Annotated in this window: 14 protein-coding genes; 1 reads left to right on the top strand and 13 read right to left on the bottom strand. The window is 63.0% G+C overall.

Annotation, left to right across the window (positions count from 1 at the left end; genetic code table 11):
- Window positions 1-99 precede the first annotated feature (99 nt).
- Window positions 100-1,134, bottom strand: a complete 1,035-nt coding sequence (locus BPHY_RS07160; RefSeq protein WP_052306065.1) for a hypothetical protein — start codon at window positions 1,132-1,134, stop codon at window positions 100-102.
- A gap of 162 nt (window positions 1,135-1,296) precedes the next feature.
- On the opposite strand from BPHY_RS07160, the gene BPHY_RS07165 reads away from it, so the two are divergent.
- Complete coding sequence (locus tag BPHY_RS07165; protein WP_012400802.1) at window positions 1,297-3,639, top strand: Tex family protein; 2,343 nt, start codon at window positions 1,297-1,299, stop codon at window positions 3,637-3,639.
- 168 nt (window positions 3,640-3,807) lie between these two features.
- On the opposite strand, the gene BPHY_RS07170 is transcribed toward BPHY_RS07165, so the two are convergent.
- From BPHY_RS07170 to BPHY_RS07225, 12 genes are all read right to left on the bottom strand, one after another.
- Complete coding sequence (locus BPHY_RS07170; protein ID WP_012400803.1) at window positions 3,808-5,694, bottom strand: potassium transporter Kup; 1,887 nt, start codon at window positions 5,692-5,694, stop codon at window positions 3,808-3,810.
- A gap of 319 nt (window positions 5,695-6,013) precedes the next feature.
- Window positions 6,014-6,598: a phosphoribosyltransferase gene (locus BPHY_RS07175; RefSeq protein ID WP_012400804.1), complete on the bottom strand. Its 585-nt coding sequence runs from the start codon at window positions 6,596-6,598 to the stop codon at window positions 6,014-6,016.
- 3 nt (window positions 6,599-6,601) lie between these two features.
- On the bottom strand, window positions 6,602-7,948 hold the full coding sequence (locus tag BPHY_RS07180; RefSeq protein ID WP_012400805.1) for an adenylosuccinate synthase: 1,347 nt from the start codon (window positions 7,946-7,948) through the stop codon (window positions 6,602-6,604).
- Between the two features lie 209 nt (window positions 7,949-8,157).
- Window positions 8,158-9,309 (bottom strand): ATP phosphoribosyltransferase regulatory subunit, encoded by a 1,152-nt coding sequence (locus tag BPHY_RS07185; RefSeq protein WP_012400806.1) that lies wholly within the window; start codon window positions 9,307-9,309, stop codon window positions 8,158-8,160.
- A gap of 267 nt (window positions 9,310-9,576) precedes the next feature.
- Window positions 9,577-9,768, bottom strand: coding sequence for a DUF2065 domain-containing protein (locus BPHY_RS07190; RefSeq protein ID WP_012400807.1), 192 nt, complete (start codon window positions 9,766-9,768; stop codon window positions 9,577-9,579).
- A gap of 43 nt (window positions 9,769-9,811) precedes the next feature.
- Window positions 9,812-10,726 (bottom strand): protease modulator HflC, encoded by a 915-nt coding sequence (hflC, locus tag BPHY_RS07195; protein ID WP_012400808.1) that lies wholly within the window; start codon window positions 10,724-10,726, stop codon window positions 9,812-9,814.
- Between the two features lie 10 nt (window positions 10,727-10,736).
- Complete coding sequence (gene hflK, locus BPHY_RS07200) at window positions 10,737-12,134, bottom strand: FtsH protease activity modulator HflK (protein ID WP_012400809.1); 1,398 nt, start codon at window positions 12,132-12,134, stop codon at window positions 10,737-10,739.
- 30 nt (window positions 12,135-12,164) lie between these two features.
- Window positions 12,165-13,409 carry a GTPase HflX gene (hflX, locus tag BPHY_RS07205; protein WP_012400810.1) on the bottom strand — a complete coding sequence of 415 codons (1,245 nt, stop codon included), beginning with the start codon at window positions 13,407-13,409 and terminating at the stop codon, window positions 12,165-12,167.
- A 58-nt stretch (window positions 13,410-13,467) separates the two neighbouring features.
- Window positions 13,468-13,704 (bottom strand): RNA chaperone Hfq, encoded by a 237-nt coding sequence (hfq, locus tag BPHY_RS07210; RefSeq protein ID WP_007580427.1) that lies wholly within the window; start codon window positions 13,702-13,704, stop codon window positions 13,468-13,470.
- Window positions 13,705-13,894: 190 nt separating this feature from the next.
- Window positions 13,895-15,235 carry a ribosome biogenesis GTPase Der gene (gene der, locus BPHY_RS07215; RefSeq protein WP_012400811.1) on the bottom strand — a complete coding sequence of 447 codons (1,341 nt, stop codon included), beginning with the start codon at window positions 15,233-15,235 and terminating at the stop codon, window positions 13,895-13,897.
- A gap of 400 nt (window positions 15,236-15,635) precedes the next feature.
- Entirely contained in the window at window positions 15,636-16,781 is a 1,146-nt protein-coding gene (bamB, locus tag BPHY_RS07220; RefSeq protein WP_041763413.1) for an outer membrane protein assembly factor BamB, read from the bottom strand.
- A 68-nt stretch (window positions 16,782-16,849) separates the two neighbouring features.
- The gene (locus tag BPHY_RS07225) at window positions 16,850-17,476 is read right to left on the bottom strand and encodes a tetratricopeptide repeat protein (RefSeq protein ID WP_012400813.1); all 627 of its coding nucleotides are present in this window, start codon (window positions 17,474-17,476) and stop codon (window positions 16,850-16,852) included.
- Between the last annotated feature and the right edge of the window lie 50 nt (window positions 17,477-17,526).

The following is a 17,526-nucleotide window of genomic DNA, read 5'->3' on the forward strand; positions in this document are numbered from 1 at the left end:
GCGCTGCGCGGTCGCTCCGCTCGAGGTTGCTGTCCGGCCTGAAACGCGTTACGGCTGTTGCTGACTTGATGCTACTGACTTGATGCTACTGACTGATGCTTACTGCTGTTGCTGCTTCTGTTGCTGTTCGAGCTGCTGTTGCTGTTCGAGCTGCTGTTGCTGTTCGAGCTGCTGTTGCTGTTCGAGCTGCTGTTGCTGCTTCGCCTGCTCTTCCTGCTTCTGTTTGGCTTTCTCGCCCGCCTGCTTCTGACGCGCTTCCACATCGGCCTTGTGCTGCGTCGCCTCCGTCTGCTTCTGCTCGTAGCGCTGCTGCTTCTCGACGCGCTCCTGCGCCTTCTGCGCGGCCTGACGATGCGCCTCGTCGAGCTTGCGCTGGAAGTCGGCCTGCTTCGCGTCATAGGCCTTCTGGTTCGCGGCCGCCTGCGACGGCGAGATGCCGCGCTGCGCCTGATCGATAGCGTGCTGTTGCTGCTTCTGCTGATACGCCTGCTCGTTCGCGGCGCGCTGCGGCGCCTCGGCATCTCGCTGCGCCTGGTTCAGCTGATGCTGACGCTGCTTGTCCTCGTAAGCCTGCGCGTTGCGCGCGTCCTGCGCTTCACGCGCGGGCGCCTCGGCTTCGTTCTGCGCGCGTTTGACGGCGGCCTGTTCGTCGCGTTGACGCGCATGCTCCATGCGTTTTTCGTCGTCGAGCGCGAGTTGCTCCTTGCGGATGTCGGCGGCAACCACGCGCATGTCGTCGCGCGCGGAGTTGAGGCAATGATTGACGAAAAACTTGCTATAACAATTGTGCTGGGCGACGGCGTAACGGTAGTTGTTGTCGGCTGTGCGTGCATCGAGCGCTTTCTGTCGCAACTCGAAATCGTTCGAAGCCGGCACGCCGGCAGCCGCACCACCCGCCACCGCCGACGATGCATCCTGTGCGATCTGCTGCGCATTTGCCATTGCCGGTGCGACCGCCGCACACGCGACGAACGCGAGCGATGCGGCAAACGCAACACGTCGGATTGACGCGGCCAACCCGAAAGCGACGCAGCCGACTGGCGGCCTGGAAACGGGCGATGCGAACGGGGATCGAAGCGAGGATCCGGGCGAAATGCGGGAGGTTGGCAACGTCGTAGATGGGCAACGGAACATGCCTGAAATTCTATCACCCCGCGCTTGAGCGCTCGGTCATTTATGGCAAAATGCCCCGCTTCAACGAGCTTTCACGCGCTTGCGCGCCTTTTCAGCAACCCGGCCGCCACGCCTCTCGCGCAGCGCGGCCACAGTCGAATCCGGCAGGAACATCAAGACCCTATGACGGACACCGTAGCACTCAAGATCGTACAGCGCATCGCCACCGAACTCACCGTCCAACCGCGCCAGGTCGCGGCCGCGGTGGCCCTTCTCGACGAAGGCGCGACTGTTCCGTTTATCGCCCGGTACCGGAAGGAAGTCACCGGCAATCTCGACGACACGCAACTGCGCACGCTCGAAGAACGCCTGCTCTATCTGCGCGAACTCGAAAACCGTCGCGCCGCGATCATCGCGAGCATCGATGAGCAGGGCAAGCTCACGGACGAGTTGCGCACCGCGATCGAAGCCGCCGACAGCAAGCAGGTGCTGGAAGATCTCTATCTGCCGTACAAGCCGAAGCGCCGCACGCGCGCGCAGATCGCCCGCGAAGCCGGTCTGCAGCCGCTCGCCGAGGCGCTGCTCGCCAATCCGCTGCTCGATCCGCAGACGGAAGCTGCGCAATATGTCGACGCCGAGAAAGGCATCGCGGACGTCAAGGCCGCGCTCGACGGTGCGCGTGACATCCTCTCGGAGCAGTTCGGCGAAACGGCCGACGTGCTCGGCAAGCTGCGCGACTATCTGTTCAATCAAGGCGTCCTGACGTCGACGGTGATCGAAGGCAAGGAAGGCGACGAAGGCGAGAAATTCCGCGACTACTACGACTATTCCGAAACGATCCGCACGGTGCCGTCGCACCGCGCGCTCGCGCTCTTCCGCGGCCGCAATGCGGGCGTGCTGATGATCAAGCTCGGGCTTGGCGAAGAACTGGACGCACAGGTGCCGCATCCCGGCGAAGCGATGATCGCGCGGCACTTCGGCATTGCGAATCAGGGCCGTCCCGCCGACAAGTGGCTGGCGGACGTGTGCCGCTGGTGCTGGCGCGTGAAGGTGCAGCCGCACATCGAAAACGAACTGTTGACGAATCTGCGCGAGGAAGCCGAAAGCGAGGCGATCCGCGTGTTCGCGCGCAACCTGGAGGATCTGCTGCTCGCCGCACCGGCCGGCCCGAAGGCCGTGATCGGCCTCGATCCGGGCCTGCGCACGGGCGTGAAGGTAGCCGTCGTCGATCGCACGGGCAAGCTGCTCGCGACCGATACGATCTATCCGCACGAGCCGCGTCGCGACTGGGACGGCTCGCTCGCGAAACTCGCGCGCATTGCCGCGCAGACGCAGGCGGAACTGGTGAGTATCGGCAACGGCACGGCATCGCGTGAAACGGACAAACTGGCGAGCGAACTGATCACGCGTCATCCCGAGCTGAAGCTGCAGAAGATCGTCGTGTCGGAAGCGGGTGCGTCGGTGTACTCGGCGTCGGAGCTGGCCGCGAAGGAATTCCCGGAACTGGATGTATCGCTGCGCGGCGCGGTGTCGATTGCACGACGCCTGCAAGACCCGTTGGCGGAACTCGTAAAAATCGAGCCGAAGGCGATCGGCGTCGGCCAGTATCAGCATGACGTGAACCAGCGCGAACTCGCGCGTTCGCTCGATGCCGTCGTCGAAGACTGCGTGAACGCGGTCGGCGTAGATGCGAATACGGCGTCCGTCGCGCTGCTTGCACGCGTGTCCGGCCTGAACGCGACGCTCGCGCGCAACATCGTCGATTATCGCGATGCGAACGGCCCGTTCCCGACGCGCGAGCATCTGCGCAAGGTGCCGCGCCTCGGCGACAAGACTTTCGAGCAGGCTGCAGGCTTTTTGCGGATTAACGGCGGCGAGAATCCGCTCGATCGTTCTTCGGTGCACCCGGAAGCGTATCCCGTGGTCGAGCGGATGCTGGCGAAGATCGCGAAGAACATCGGTGAGGTACTCGGCAATCGCGATGCGCTTTCACGGCTGTCGCCTGCCGAATTCGTCGATGAGCGCTTTGGTCTGCCGACGGTGCGCGACATTCTCGCCGAACTCGAGAAGCCGGGCCGCGATCCGCGCCCCGAGTTCAAGACAGCGACGTTCCGTGAAGGCGTCGAGAAGATTTCGGATCTGTCGCCCGGCATGGTGCTCGAAGGCGTCGTGACGAATGTGGCCGCGTTCGGTGCGTTTATCGATATTGGTGTCCATCAGGATGGACTCGTGCATGTGTCGGCAATGTCGACGAAGTTCATCAAGGATCCGCACGAAGTCGTGAAGGCCGGGCAGATCGTCAAGGTGAAGGTGCTGGAGGTCGACGTCAAGCGTCAGCGGATTTCGTTGACGATGCGGATGGACGACGATGTTGCTGCCAGCGGTGGTGGCGCGGCGGCGCGCGCGGGGCAGCAGGATCGGGGTGGGCGGTCGGGCGGCGCAGGTGCCCGGGCGCAGCAGTCCCGGTCTCGGGACGCCGAGCCCGTTAATGCGATGGCTGCTGCTTTCGCCAAATTGAAGCGGTAAGGGTGGGTATTGCGGGATTGACGCGCTGGCAGCGGCGCTATGTTTTCGGTTTGCCGGCGTTGCTCGCACAGCGGCAACGCCTGAATCACGAAGGCAAAACGCGGAATGCCAGCAAAAAAACCCACAAGAAACAGACCGGCGACTGCGTCGCAGCCTAAAACTAAAACCTCAGATCTCGATCTTGGTCCCCAACTCGACCACCCGATTCGCGGGAATACTAAAGAAATCCGTCGGCTTGGCCGCATTCTGATGCATCCACGCGAACACGCGTTCGCGCCACACCGACATGCCGGGCAACTGCGTCGGCACGACAGTCTCGCGCGCCAGAAAGAATGACGTGTCCATCAACTCGAACGACATGTCATGTGACACGCTGATCTGTTCTAGAACAGCCTTCACGTCAGGCGTCTCGTTAAAGCCATACGCGGCCTTCACGAGAAACAGCCCGCCGCCCACGTCCTTCACCGTCAGCCGGTCCTTGTCATCGACATAAGGAATATCCCGCGTGATGAACGTCAGAAAGATCGTCCGCTCGTGTAGTACCTTGTTGTGCTTGAGATTGTGCAACAAGCTCACCGGCACCAGCGTCGCACTGCCCGTCAGATAGATCGCCGTCCCCGACACGCGATGCGGCGGATGTGCGAGCAATCCCTGCACGAAAGGCATCAGCGGGATACCGTCGGCTGCCGTGCGCTCCTTTACGATCATGCGCCCCTTGAACCACGTCATCAGCAGGAAGAACAGCAGCGCACCAATGCCGAGTGGCAGCCAGCCGCCCTCTGCCACCTTCAGCAGATTCGCGCCGAAGAAGCCCAGGTCGACGATCATCAGGGCCGCGATGATCAGCGCCACGACGCCCTTGTTCCAGTTCCACACCTTCACCATCACGACGCTCGCGAGGATCGTCGTGATCACCATCGTCGCCGTCACCGCAATACCGTAAGCCGCGGCCAGATTATCCGAGCTCTTGAACGCAATGACGATGCACAGGATGATGAACAGCAGCATCCAGTTGACGACAGGCACGTAGATTTGCCCGATCGCAAGTTCCGACGTGTGCAGGATCTTCATGCGGGGCACATAGCCGAGCTGGATCGCCTGGCTGGTCAGCGAATACGCGCCCGAAATCACCGCCTGCGACGCGATGACGGTCGCAACCGTCGACAGCACGACGAGCGGCAGCAGAGCCCAGTCGGGTGCGAGCAGGAAGAACGGGTTCTCGATCGCCTTCGGGTCGTGCATCAGCAGCGCGCCCTGGCCGAAGTAGTTCAGTACCAGCGACGGCATCACGAGCGCGTACCACGCGCAGCGGATGGGCGCCGCACCGAAGTGGCCCATGTCGGCGTAGAGCGCTTCCGCGCCCGTCAGCACGAGCACGACCGAACCGAGCACCACGTAGGCCTGCAACACGTGCGCCGACATGAATGAGAACGCGTAGTACGGATTGAGCGCCTTGATCACTTCCGGCGATTGCACGATATGCGACACGCCGAGCACCGCGAGCGTCACGAACCACAGCACCATGATCGGGCCGAACAGCCGCCCGACCATCGCCGTCCCGTGGCGTTGGATCCAGAACAGCAGCACGAGAATCACCATCGTGAGCGGCAGCACCAGATGCGACAGCTTCGGGGCCGCAATCTCCAGACCTTCGACCGCGGACATCACCGAAATGGCCGGCGTGATCACCGCGTCGCCGTAGAACATGCAGGCGCCGAAGATGCCGAGCATCATCAGCAGGCCCGCTGCCTTGCTCTTCGTGTCGAAGGAGCGCAGCGACAGCGCCATCAGCGCGAGCACCCCGCCCTCGCCGTTATTGTCGGCGCGCATCACGAACATCACGTACTTGATGCTGACAACGACGACGATCGCCCAGAACATCAGCGAAATCACGCCGAGAATGGAGCTTTCGGTGAGAGGAATACCGTGGGATGGGCTGAAGGCTTCTTTCAGCGAGTACAGCGGGCTTGTGCCGATATCCCCGAAGACCACGCCGATCGCAGCAACTGCAAGCGATGGCAAGGGCTGCTTGGGGACGTGAGGGTTATCTGTCATAAACGCGAAAAGAATCCGTTCCTGAGCGGCAAAAACGAACGCTATTCTAAAGAATAGTGGCGTCAAAGCCCACCATCCGGCCCGTTGTACGGACGCCACGCAATCGCGTAACGACAGTTCAGTGTAGCATCGCGACCCTGTTCCGGCCTGCGTTTGCGCGTGTCAAGGGAGACGTTGTCATTTTTTGCCGATCATTTTGCACGCCGCCGCCCTGCTCATCTTTTCGCGGGAGAGACATAGACAAAAACGGAGCCTCGCAGGGCTCCGTTCCATACGGCCGCAATTCGCGGCCATCGACACGCGCGACGGCGGCCTGATGCTAGCTGACGTCCGTCGAACGCTCCTGACCGCGCTTGATCCACGCGCTCAGGTTGTGCGGACGCACCGTGTCCCATTCCTCGAACGGCTGGTGGATCCACGGATTGGTGCCGAGATACTGGACGTGGTAATCCGGCCTCACCTTCGAGCACGCCTTCCACCACAGCACGGCAGAACGCACCGACGTAATTGCCGGATAGCGTTCCTTCAGGTGCTGCTGCACGCGCGCGAGGGTCACGCCGGAATCGACGAGATCGTCGACCAGCAGCACGTTGCCCGACAGTTCGCCGCGCGTCATCGTGATGTATTGCGCGATATCGAGTTCGCCCTGTTCCGTGCCCGCCGCTTCGCGGTACGAACTGGTCGCGAGGATCGCAAGCGGCAGATCGTAAATGCGCGACAGCTGATCGCCGACGCGCAGCCCACCGCGCGCGAGGCACAGAATCTTGTCGAACTTCCAGCCCGATTCGTGCACGGCGAGCGCCAGCAACTCGATCAGCCTGTGATATTCGTCCCAGCCGACCCACAGATTGCGCTCGTCGTTGCGCGGATCCTTCATTTCAATCATCGGTACACCCTGGATCATGCGTTAAACCTTGAACGGGTGACGCAGAAGAATGGTCTCGTCGCGGTCCGGACCCGTCGAAACCATGTCGATGGGCACGCCCGCCACTTCCTGCACGCGCGTCAGATACGCCTGAGCGTTGGCGGGCAGCTTGTTCCACTCCTTGATGCCGACGGTGCTTTCCTTCCAGCCACCAAAGGTTTCGTACACCGGCTCGCAGCGCGACACTTCATACGCGCCGCGCGGCAGGATGTCGGCGTCCTTGCCATCGATCGTATACCCGACGCACAGCTTCACTTCGTCGAGGCCGTCGAGCACGTCGAGCTTCGTGATGCAAAGACCCGATACGCCGTTGATCTGGATCGCACGGCGCAGCGCGGCAGCGTCGAGCCAGCCGGTGCGGCGTGGACGACCCGTGACCGAGCCGAATTCCTTGCCGACCTTCGCGAGCGTCAGGCCGACCTCTTCCTGCCGGTTCGCGTTGTCCGCGTCATACAGTTCGCTCGGGAACGGACCCGAACCGACACGCGTGCAGTACGCCTTTGTGATACCGAGGATGTAGTCCAGCTTTTGCGGGCCGATGCCCGCGCCCGCCGTCGCCGCACCCGCGACGCAATTGCTCGACGTCACGAACGGATACGTGCCGTGATCGATATCGAGCAGCGTGCCTTGCGCGCCTTCGAACAGCAGGTTGTTGCCCACGTGGTTCTCGTCATAGAGACGGCGTGACACATCCGTCACCATCGGCTTCAGACGGTCGGCATAGCTCAGCATCATGTCGAGCGTCTGCTGATAGTCGACAGCCGGCGCACCCAGATATTGCGTGAGCACGAAGTTGTGGAAATCGAGGTTCGCACGCAGACGTTCGGCGAAAGCCTTCGGCTCGAACAGGTCCTGCACGCGCAAACCGCGGCGCGCGACCTTGTCCTCGTAGGCCGGGCCGATGCCGCGTCCCGTCGTGCCGATCTTGCCGGCGCCGCTGCGTGCTTCGCGCGCCTGGTCGATGGCAACGTGGTACGGGAGAATCAGCGTGGTGGCTTCGGAAATGAAGAGACGCTTTTGCACGTCGATGCCGGCCGATTCCAGCTCTTCGATTTCCTTGAATAGCGCTTCCGGAGACAACACGACGCCATTGCCGATGTAGCAGGCGACGCCCGGGCGCATGATGCCCGACGGAATCAGACGCAAGATGGTTTTCTTGCCGCCGATGATGAGCGTATGACCGGCGTTATGACCGCCCTGGAAACGAACGACGCCTTGCGCGTGGTCCGTGAGCCAGTCAACGATCTTGCCTTTGCCCTCATCACCCCACTGGGTACCCACGACGACGACATTGCGCCCAGGGTTCACATTCACTGCGCTGGCAGACATGTTGTTTCTTAAGCTGGTTAAAAACGTATTTTACCTATGTTCGAGGAAGCTTCCGGATTTTTTCGCCGACTGTTGTCCAGAATTTCCGTTTCCGCTCAAAGGCATGGATGAACCGCATCGTCCAAAGGCCGTCGCTGCGGCCGGTGGCGGGCGGGCATTCAGATCGTTGCGGCGTCACGTTTCGCATGACGCCGCGCGCACTCACCACACTAGGACTTCAACTCGACCACCCACTGGCCGTCGCGCTCGACCAGCACGCGGTCGCACGCGAATTCGTCGAGCGCGTGATCGTGACCCGGCAGCGCCTGGATCACGACTTCGCCGGCATCGCGCAACGCTGCAACGCTCGTACGCAACGCTTCGCCCGCTTGCCACGGTGCGAGGATCGCACTGCTGCGCGCCTCGATGGGCGAAATGCGCGCGACTTCGCGCAGATCCAGCGAAAAGCCCGTCGCAGCACGAGCGCGCCCGTACGCCTGGCCGACCTTGTCGTAACGACCGCCGCGCGCGACTGCATTCGGCACGCCGTCGACATATGCCGAGAACATCACACCGCTGTGATACGCGTAGCCGCGCAGATCGGCCAGATCGATCATCACTTCCGCGCCGCCGACCTGCTGCGCGAGAAACGCGAGATCGTCGAGCGCGCGTGAGATTTCCGGCGCGTTCGGCAAGCGCGCGCGCGCCTCTTCGAGCACCGTCGCGTCGCCGTACAGCGTGGGCAGCGCACGCAGAGCATCGCGCGTGACGGGCGGGAGGTTTGCCGTCAGTTCGGTCAAGAGCGGCACATCCTTGCCCGCGAGCGTTTCATACAGCGACTCGCCGAGTTCGGCAGCAGCGGGCTCGCTGTCGACCAGCGCACCCAGCACGGCGGCATGGCACAGGTCCAGACGCACACGGCCGAGGCCCGCGAGATGCAGCGCGTCGAGCATCAGTTGCTGAATTTCCAGGTCGGCTTCGAGACCCGCATGACCGTAGATTTCGGCACCGATCTGGATCTGCTCGCGCGTCGCATGTAGGCCGCGCGGACGCGTGTGCAGCACGTTGCCCGCGTAGCACAGACGCGTCACGCCCTGACGGTTCAGCAGGTGCGCGTCGATGCGCGCAACCTGCGGCGTGATGTCGGCGCGCAGCCCGAGCGTGCGGCCCGACAGCTGGTCGACGAGCTTGAAGGTGCGCAGGTTCAGGTCGCGGCCGCCGCCCGTCAGTAGCGACTCGAGGTATTCGAGCAGCGGCGGCATGACCATTTCGTAGCCATAGGCGCGAAACCGGTCCAGCAGCCGGCGGCGCAATTCTTCGATCTTGCGTGCCTCCGACGGCAACACGTCGGCAATATTCTCGGGAAGTAACCAGGTCGACATCGATACAGTCCTACGACGGTGAATCCGGCGTCATCACAACGCCGTTGGGAATGATGGGAGCGACGCATACGCGTGAGCGCACGAAAGGCGCTGGCGCGCGGCGGATGTTGCTTCGAAGGGCCGACGATGCACCGCCCTGTCATGCGCCCGGCAAGGCTGGGGCGCGGTGCCACCCGATGCCCGTCGGCGCGCTGCGGCGCAAGCCGCGATCATCAAAAACGAAGCGGGACGTCGCCTCGTGAGCGACGCCCGATAGTCCCGCGACGTCTACGTCGCGATCAGCAGCAGCAACAGCCCCAGCACCATGACGATCAATCCGCCGATCCGGATATGGTGCGGCGGGCGCTCCGCTATTTTACGAAACGTGTCGCGCCAGGCGCCCGGAAACACGAACGGAAACATCCCCTCGATGATCAGCATTAGTGCGATCGCGAGCAATAACGAGCCGGCTATGTCCATGCGATGAGGCCGCCGCGATTCGTATGCCGCGGCGTTCCGGTAATCAGTGTTTGTGCGCGCCCGTCGGCGCGCCGGAAGTCGATGGGACGGCTGTGCCGCCGTCCGGGCCGCGCATGAAGCGGAAGAACTCGCTGCTCGAGTCGACGACCATCACGTCGCCCGGCTTGAAGCTGTTCCTGTACGCCTGCATGCTCTGGTAAAACCGGTAGAACTGCGGATCCTGGCCGTACGCTTCAGCGGCAATCGACGCTGCCTTGCCGTCGCCTTCACCCTTGATCGCCTGCGCCTGCTTGTACGCATCGGCGAGCACCGCCTGCTGCTGCTGTGCTGCGTCCGCCTTGACCCTGTCCGCTTCCGACGCGCCTTCCGCGCGTTCCCGGTTCGCAATCTCTTCGCGTGCGGCGATCATCCGCTTGTAGACGGAGTCTGCCATTGCCGCCGGAAAGTCGATGCGCGTGAGCGTCACGTCGACGATCTCGACGCCCAGCGAGGCCGCGCCCTTCTGCATGTTGTCGCGCGCTTGCGTCCCGATCGCGTCCTGCTTCGCGAGCGCGTCCGGCAGCGTGTACTTCGCAAACGCGTCGCCGAGCGCGCCGCGCGTGAGCAGCGCGAGACGTTCGGGCAAGCTTTGCACGTCACCCTTCGTTTCCGAGACGAGCTTGACGGGATCCGACACGCGGAACTTGACGACGGGATTGACGAGCAAGTCTGTCTTGTCGGACGTGGCGTAGCGGTCTTCATCCGGCGTATCGAGCGACTGGATGCGCGTGTCCACCGACGTCACGGTTTGCAACGGCGGCGGCAGCTTCACGTGCAGACCCGGACCGGCGAGCACCGGCGCGGCGTCGCCGCGCGCCGACACGACGGCCATATGCCGCTGGTCGACAACGAACACCATCGACGATGCCGCAAACAGCACGATGACGATGGCCACGACGAGCGCAACGATTTTATTCATTTGGCGCTCCTTATTGCAGATCGTCTTCGCGGCCGCGACTGCGGAACGAATCGCGCGAACGGAAGGCGTCGCTCGCGGCTGCCGCCTGACTTGCGCTGCTGACGGGTGCGGCAGGCTGCGTGATGATGGTCGGCGCATTGCCGCCTTGCGCTGCGCCCTGCGCGCTTGGTGCGTTTGGCTGGTTCTGCGGGGAAGGCACAGCCTGCGCTGCCGACGCCGGATTCGCCGCTGCGGCCTCGGCCGCGCGCTGGCGTGTCTGCTCGACGAGCTTGTCCAGCGGCAGGTACAGCACATTGCTGCCCGACTTGCTATCGACGAATACCTTCGTCGTGTTCGAAAAGATCTGCTGCATGGTTTCGAGGTACATCCGGTCGCGGATCACGGCAGGCGCCTTCGAATACTGCGCAAAGACCTCCTTGAAGCGCTCGGCGTCGCCTTCCGCTTGCGCAACGACGCGCTCGCTGTACGTCTTCGCGTCCGCGATCATTCGCTCGCCTTCCGCTTTCGCGCGCGGCAGCAGGTCGCTTGCATAGGCTTCGGCATCGCGCCTGGTACGCTCACGGTCCTGACGTGCCTTCGTAGCGTCGTCGAAGGCGGCCTGCACCTGGTCGGGCGGTTGCACGCCCTGGATCGTCACGCCCGTCACGGCGAGACCCGTGTGATATTCGTCCAACGAATGCTGGATCGCTTCCGACAATTGAATGCGAATCGCCTCGCGATCCCGATACAGGATGTCGTTGGTACTGCGCGAACCGACGATCTGCCGCACAGCCGCCTGTGCCGCCTGGGTGACGCTCAGATCGGCATCGGCGCTACGGAACAGGTAATCGGTCGGCTTGCGGATCTGGTACTGGACAGCAAAACGGACGTCGACGATATCGGCGTCGTGCGTGAGCATCGACGCGTCTTTCACGTTCGCGAGGCGCACGACGTTGTTGCGGCCGATTTCCACTGAGCGCACCTGGCCGACGTTGACGATTTCATGGGATTCGAACGGATAAGGCATGCGCCAATGCACGCCCTGGCCGGCCGTGCCGCGCAACTCGCCGAAGCGCAGCACCGCGGCCGCCTGGCCGTCCTGCACGACGAACACGCCGCTGCCAAGATAAATGGCGACCAGCACGCCGATGATGATGCCCACGCCGATGCGTGCGCCGCGCCCATTGTCCGGACGCGGACCGCCGCCCCCGCCCTTGCGGCCGAACATGCGCGACAGACGTCGATTGAAGTCGCGCCACATTTCGTCGAGATCGGGCGGACCTTCGCTGTCCTTGCCGTTGGGCGGACGCTTCGAATCGTTCAGACGCTGGCGGTCGCCATTGCCTTCACCCCGGCCCCAGCGGGGGTCGTTCAGCGACAACATGGCGCGCACACGCAGCCAGATACTCCGCTCGTTGTAATCGTTCACCTGTGTTCGTTCACCAGAGTAGACAGCGGGTCAGTGCAATTGGAACGGGTCGGCGCCCGTGTCTGGGATCTTGCGGTCGTCGCGGTAGTCTTCGCCTGCATCATCGCGTTGTGCTTGATGAATGACGGCCGCTCTCGGATCTCCCTCCGACAGTAGACCGTCAGGCTCCGGAAGTTGCTCGGCCGTTGCGATTTCGGCGATGGCAGCGCGCAGTGTGTCCAGCCCTTGCCCCGTGCGCGCGCTCAAAAAGACGCGCGAAATATTACCATACTCGTCCCTTTCAACCGCGTCGCCTCGGGCCGCCAGCTCAGGCACCGCGTCGATCTTGTTGAACACGAGCACCTGCCGGATCGCGTCCGCGCCAATCTCACGCAACACGTCGTTGACCTGATCTATCTGGTCTAGTCGCACCGCGCTCGATGCGTCGACGACGTGCAGCAGCAGATCGGCATGAATGGTTTCTTCTAGCGTCGCGCGGAACGCCGCCACCAGTTGGTGAGGCAGCTCGCGGATGAACCCTACGGTGTCCGATACGACGATCTGGCCCACCTCTTCGCCCAGATACACGCGGCGCGAGGTCGTATCGAGTGTGGCGAACAGCTGGTCGGCCGCGTACGCCTGTGCCTTGGTCAGCGCATTGAATAGCGTCGACTTGCCCGCGTTCGTATAGCCGACGAGTGACACCGACATCGTACGGTTGCGCGCCCGCGCGCGACGCTGCGTGCCGTGCTGGCGACCCAGCTTTTCGAGCCGCCCCTTGAGCATCTTGATGCGTTCGCCAATCAGCCGGCGGTCGGTCTCAAGCTGCGTTTCGCCGGGACCGCGCAGGCCGATACCGCCTTTTTGACGCTCGAGGTGGGTCCACGCGCGCACGAGTCGCGTTGCGAGGTATTGCAGTTGCGCGAGTTCCACCTGCAGCTTGCCTTCATGGCTGCGCGCGCGTTGCGCGAAGATGTCGAGGATCAGGCTGGTACGGTCGACGACACGTCTGTTAAGCGTACGCTCCAGATTACGTTGCTGCGCGGGAGCGAGCGCGTGATTGAAGATGACGATGTCGACGTCGTTCGCTTCGCACGCGAGGCGCAATTCTTCCGCTTTGCCGCTGCCGACGAACATCGCAGCGTCGGGGCTGGAACGGCGACCGGTGAGAGTGACGGCGGGATGGGCGCCCGCGCTTTGCGCGAGCAGGCTGAGTTCTTCGAGACTGGCTTCGAAATCGATCTTGCCGAAGTCGATGCCGACAAGCGCTGCGTTGATCAAATTAGTGGATGTCAAAATGAAGCGGCCGGGCAGTGTCGCCTGCGGACGAGGCTCGACCGGCCGCGACGAAGGGTTAGGACGATTCGGAATCCGGGTGGAAATTCACCGGACGGGCAGGCACGACAGTCGAGATAGCGTGCTTGTAGACCATCTGGGTTACCGTATTCCGGAGCAACACGACGTACTGGTCGAACGATTCAATGTTCCCTTGAAGCTTGATGCCGTTGACCAGATAGATCGAGACCGGCACGTGCTCTTTACGCAGTGCGTTCAAAAACGGGTCTTGTAACAATTGCCCTTTGTTGCTCATAGCAAACTCCGTGTTTTTTTGCAGGTTGACTTTATTGCCGGCGAAGAAAAAGAAATCCGCCGTCAATCGCTACACTATAGCCGATTTTTATTGACCAGCGCTTTGCCTGGCCGTTCGGCCAAGACCCAATGTACATGCGGGTTTCAGCCCGGAATTCAAGCCGGGAATCAGCCTGCCTCACAGCCTTCTGTCAGTCCTTGTCCGCGTAAGGATTCGTCGAGGACCGGAACTCTATCCGCAATGGAGTGCCCGTCAGCGCGAAAGTTTCCCGGAAGCGGTTTTCGAGGTAACGCTTGTACGTATCGGTAACGGCGTCGAGCGCGTTGCCGTGAATCACGATGATCGGCGGATTCTGTCCCCCCTGGTGCGCGTAGCGCAGCTTCGGACGCACGGGGCCCCGGCGCCGCGGCTGCTGGAACTCGACGGCTTCGATCAGCGCGCGCGTGAGCTTCGGCGTCGGCAGCTTGGACATCGCGGCCTTGTACGCGTCGTCGACGGAGCGCATCAGCGGCCCGATCCCCGTCTTTTCCGCTGCAGAAATGAAGTGGAATTTCGCGAACTCGAGGAATTTTAGCTTGCGCTGAAGATCGGATTTGGTGCGCTCACGCACATGCGGATCGAGCCCGTCCCACTTGTTCACGCCCACCACCAGTGCTCTGCCCTGCTCGACCACGAAGCCTGCGATGTGCGCGTCCTGCTCCGAGATGTCCTGGCGCGCGTCCAGCAGCAGAATCACGACATTGGCGTCGGAAATCGACTGCAGCGTCTTCACGACCGAGAACTTTTCGATCGCCTCGAACACCTTGCCGCGCTTGCGCAGGCCCGCCGTGTCGATCAGCGTGTATTTTTTGCCTTGCCGCTCGAAGTCGACGTAGATCGAGTCGCGCGTCGTGCCCGGCATGTCGAACGCGATCACGCGGTCTTCGCCGATCAGCGTATTAACCAGCGTGGACTTCCCGACATTCGGCCGTCCGACGATGGCGATCTTGATGCCGTGCTGCGCCTTTTCCTCGTCGCTTTCTTCCGGCTGGCCCGCGTACGCGACATCGAGCGCCTCGTTGATCATCTCGGTCACGCCGTCGCCATGCGCGGCGGAAATCGCCCGCGGGTCACCGAGGCCCAGTTCGTAGAAGTCGGCGGCGACGTTCGTGTACTTCATCCCCTCGGCCTTGTTGACGACGAGGAAGATCGGCCGGCCCGTCTTGCGCAGATAGTCGGCGATCGATTTGTCTTGCGGCGCGAGACCGTTGCGGCCGTCGACAATGAACACGATGACGTCCGATTCCTCGACGGCCTGGCGCGTCTGGCGCGCCATCTCGAACAGGATGCCGTCCTTCGCGACGGGCTCGAAGCCGCCCGTATCGACGACCAGATACGGACGTTCGCCGCCCACTCGCCCTTCGCCGTAATGACGATCGCGCGTGAGGCCGGGCAAATCGGCGACGAGCGCATCGCGCGAACGCGTGAGCCGGTTGAACAGCGTGGATTTCCCCACATTGGGGCGCCCGACGAGGGCAATTACGGGTTTCATCAGATCTTGTTCACAGTGAAGCGCAGGGTCGAACGGTCGACCTGCCGCGCTGGCAACGCCATGCGGCCGTTGCACGGCTGCATTTGACGAAAATTATCACGAATTCGACCTATTTCGAACGCGCGGAGCTTGCGCATGCGAATGATGTCGGGTTGGTTGCCTGGGCAGGTCCGCGCGGGTAACGTGTGCGACCCGACGAGATCGACATGAATGGCGCGACGCCTTCGAGTTGACCGCCAATGCAACCCGACTGGCGATTCCGGCGATAAACCGGCTCGCTTTGGTTCGCGCCTGCGTCCGATAAGTATTGGGACGCCAGTAAAACAGCTGCGGCCGGCAAAGCCGGCCTGCAATCGCCGCACGGCGCCCCCTCAGACGCGCGCCGCGCAGCCAACCATCATTAACGCGGACGGAACCCGTACAGGTCGCCGTCGTGCGTCTGCACAACCAGCGTGTCGCCCGCCAGCACGGGTGCTGCCGTGATGGCGCTGCCGTCCGTCTTCGCGCGGGCGACGAACGTGCCGTCGTCGCGCGACAGGAAGTGCACGAAGCCCTGGTAGTCGCCGACCACGGCGGCGTGACCGAGCAGCAGCGGCACGCTGACGTCGCGGCTCTTCAGCTGGTCGTTGCGCCACAACTGCTTGCCCGTTGCGGCGTCATACGCCGACACGACTGCCCAGTCGTCACCCGCGACCACGACACGGTCGTCCTGCGCAAGACCGCTCGTGCTTGAAAATGCCTTTTCCCAGAGCGCGCGGCCCGAATTCGCATCAAAGCAGCCCAGCTGGCCCTGGAACGTCACCGCGCACGTTTCGGCGCCGACCAGCGTGGGCGGGCCCGTCACGTCGTTGATACGTTCGACTTCCGTGACACCCTTCGGGTACGACACGGGCGTCGTCCAGTACGCGTCGCCCGTCTGCAGGTTGATCGCTGCGAACTGGCCGCCCGGGAAGCCGGCCAGCACGGCCGCGTCGCCCGCGAACGTCATGCCCGACGACACACGCAGATTGAGCGGCACCGCGCGGTTGCGGTAATTCCACTTCTGCTCACCCGTCTGCGCGTTGAACGCGGTGATCTGGCCGTCAACCGTACGCACGACCACGAGGCCGTTGCCCACCAGCGGGGGCGACAGGATTTCGCCCGGCGCCGTGCCCTTCCACGACAGCTTGCCGTTCTGGTCAAGCACGAACACTTCGCCCTTCAGGCCGCCGACGGCCGTCAGCGTGCCGTCCGTGCCGACGCCCGCCGACAGGTCGCCGTCGACTTTCGTGCGCCACACGTCCTTGCCTGTCTTCGCGTCGATCTTCGCGACCGAGCCGTTCGCGCCCGCAGCGTACACGGTGTCGCCGACCGCGACGGGCGAGAACATATAGCGCCCGGCCTTGCCGACACTGGCCGACCAGGTCTGCTGCACGTCGAGCACGGGTTTGAACTCGGTGAGCGGCGTGGGCACGCGGCGCTCGTCTTTCGACGACGAGCAGGCCGACAGAGCGAGCACGGTCATCGCACAGGCAACGGGCACGGCGTAACGTTTCAGCAGATTCATCGGTGAACGAAGCATGTATGTTGTATTGATCAAAAGGTAACGGCGGGCGTTGCGGCAACGCGCAACGCTCAGCCGCCCAGCGCGTCGAGCTTGAACTGGATCAGTTGACGGGCCGAGGCATCGTTCTTCGGAAGCGAGTCGAGCGCGAGCTTGTAAGCCGTGCGCGCATCGTCACGCTTGCCTTGCGCGGCTAACAAATCGCCGCGCCGGTCGGCGACCACGCCCTTGAACGCATCCGAAGGATCGTTCAGCAGCGCGAGACCGGCATCATAGGCCTTTTCGTCGAGCAGCAACGATGCCAGGCGCAGCTTCGCGATCTGCTTGAATTCGTCGTCCTTCGCGTGATCGATCGCCCATTGCAGCTGCGCCTTCGCGCCCGGCTCGTCGCCGGCGGCGTACAGCGCCTTCGCAGCGGCGAGCGCTGTCATCTGCGCGTACGCGGTGCCGCTGAACTTGTCTTCCATGTCGGTCGACACGCGCGTAATGGTCGCCTTGTCCGTGCCTGCCGTAACTTGCTGAACCTGGTCGTACAGCACGGCCGCTTCCGCCGCCTGATGACGCTGCCAGTAGTTCCAGCCGTTCCAGCCGGCCGCAGCAACGAGCGCGACCAGCACGATCCACGTGACGCCGTTCCCCCACTGCGCCCACCAGGCTTTCAGACTTTCAATCGATTCTTGTTCGTCGTGGTAACTCATCGCGACGCGTTTTCCTTTCGTGGTGCCTTATCTGATTGGGACCGCAAGCG

The organism is Paraburkholderia phymatum STM815 (genome assembly GCF_000020045.1).
GTDB lineage: Bacteria > Pseudomonadota > Gammaproteobacteria > Burkholderiales > Burkholderiaceae > Paraburkholderia > Paraburkholderia phymatum.

Excerpts from the sequence above, each read along its gene's own strand:
- BPHY_RS07160 (WP_052306065.1), bottom strand. The coding sequence starts at position 1,134 with ATGTTCCGTTGCCCATCTACGACGTTGCCAACCTCCCGCATTTCGCCC.
- BPHY_RS07165 (WP_012400802.1), top strand. The coding sequence starts at position 1,297 with ATGACGGACACCGTAGCACTCAAGATCGTACAGCGCATCGCCACCGAA.
- BPHY_RS07170 (WP_012400803.1), bottom strand. The coding sequence starts at position 5,694 with ATGACAGATAACCCTCACGTCCCCAAGCAGCCCTTGCCATCGCTTGCA.
- BPHY_RS07175 (WP_012400804.1), bottom strand. The coding sequence starts at position 6,598 with ATGATCCAGGGTGTACCGATGATTGAAATGAAGGATCCGCGCAACGAC.
- BPHY_RS07180 (WP_012400805.1), bottom strand. The coding sequence starts at position 7,948 with ATGTCTGCCAGCGCAGTGAATGTGAACCCTGGGCGCAATGTCGTCGTC.
- BPHY_RS07185 (WP_012400806.1), bottom strand. The coding sequence starts at position 9,309 with ATGTCGACCTGGTTACTTCCCGAGAATATTGCCGACGTGTTGCCGTCG.
- BPHY_RS07190 (WP_012400807.1), bottom strand. The coding sequence starts at position 9,768 with ATGGACATAGCCGGCTCGTTATTGCTCGCGATCGCACTAATGCTGATC.
- hflC (WP_012400808.1), bottom strand. The coding sequence starts at position 10,726 with ATGAATAAAATCGTTGCGCTCGTCGTGGCCATCGTCATCGTGCTGTTT.
- hfq (WP_007580427.1), bottom strand. The coding sequence starts at position 13,704 with ATGAGCAACAAAGGGCAATTGTTACAAGACCCGTTTTTGAACGCACTG.
- der (WP_012400811.1), bottom strand. The coding sequence starts at position 15,235 with ATGAAACCCGTAATTGCCCTCGTCGGGCGCCCCAATGTGGGGAAATCC.
- bamB (WP_041763413.1), bottom strand. The coding sequence starts at position 16,781 with ATGAATCTGCTGAAACGTTACGCCGTGCCCGTTGCCTGTGCGATGACC.
- BPHY_RS07225 (WP_012400813.1), bottom strand. The coding sequence starts at position 17,476 with ATGAGTTACCACGACGAACAAGAATCGATTGAAAGTCTGAAAGCCTGG.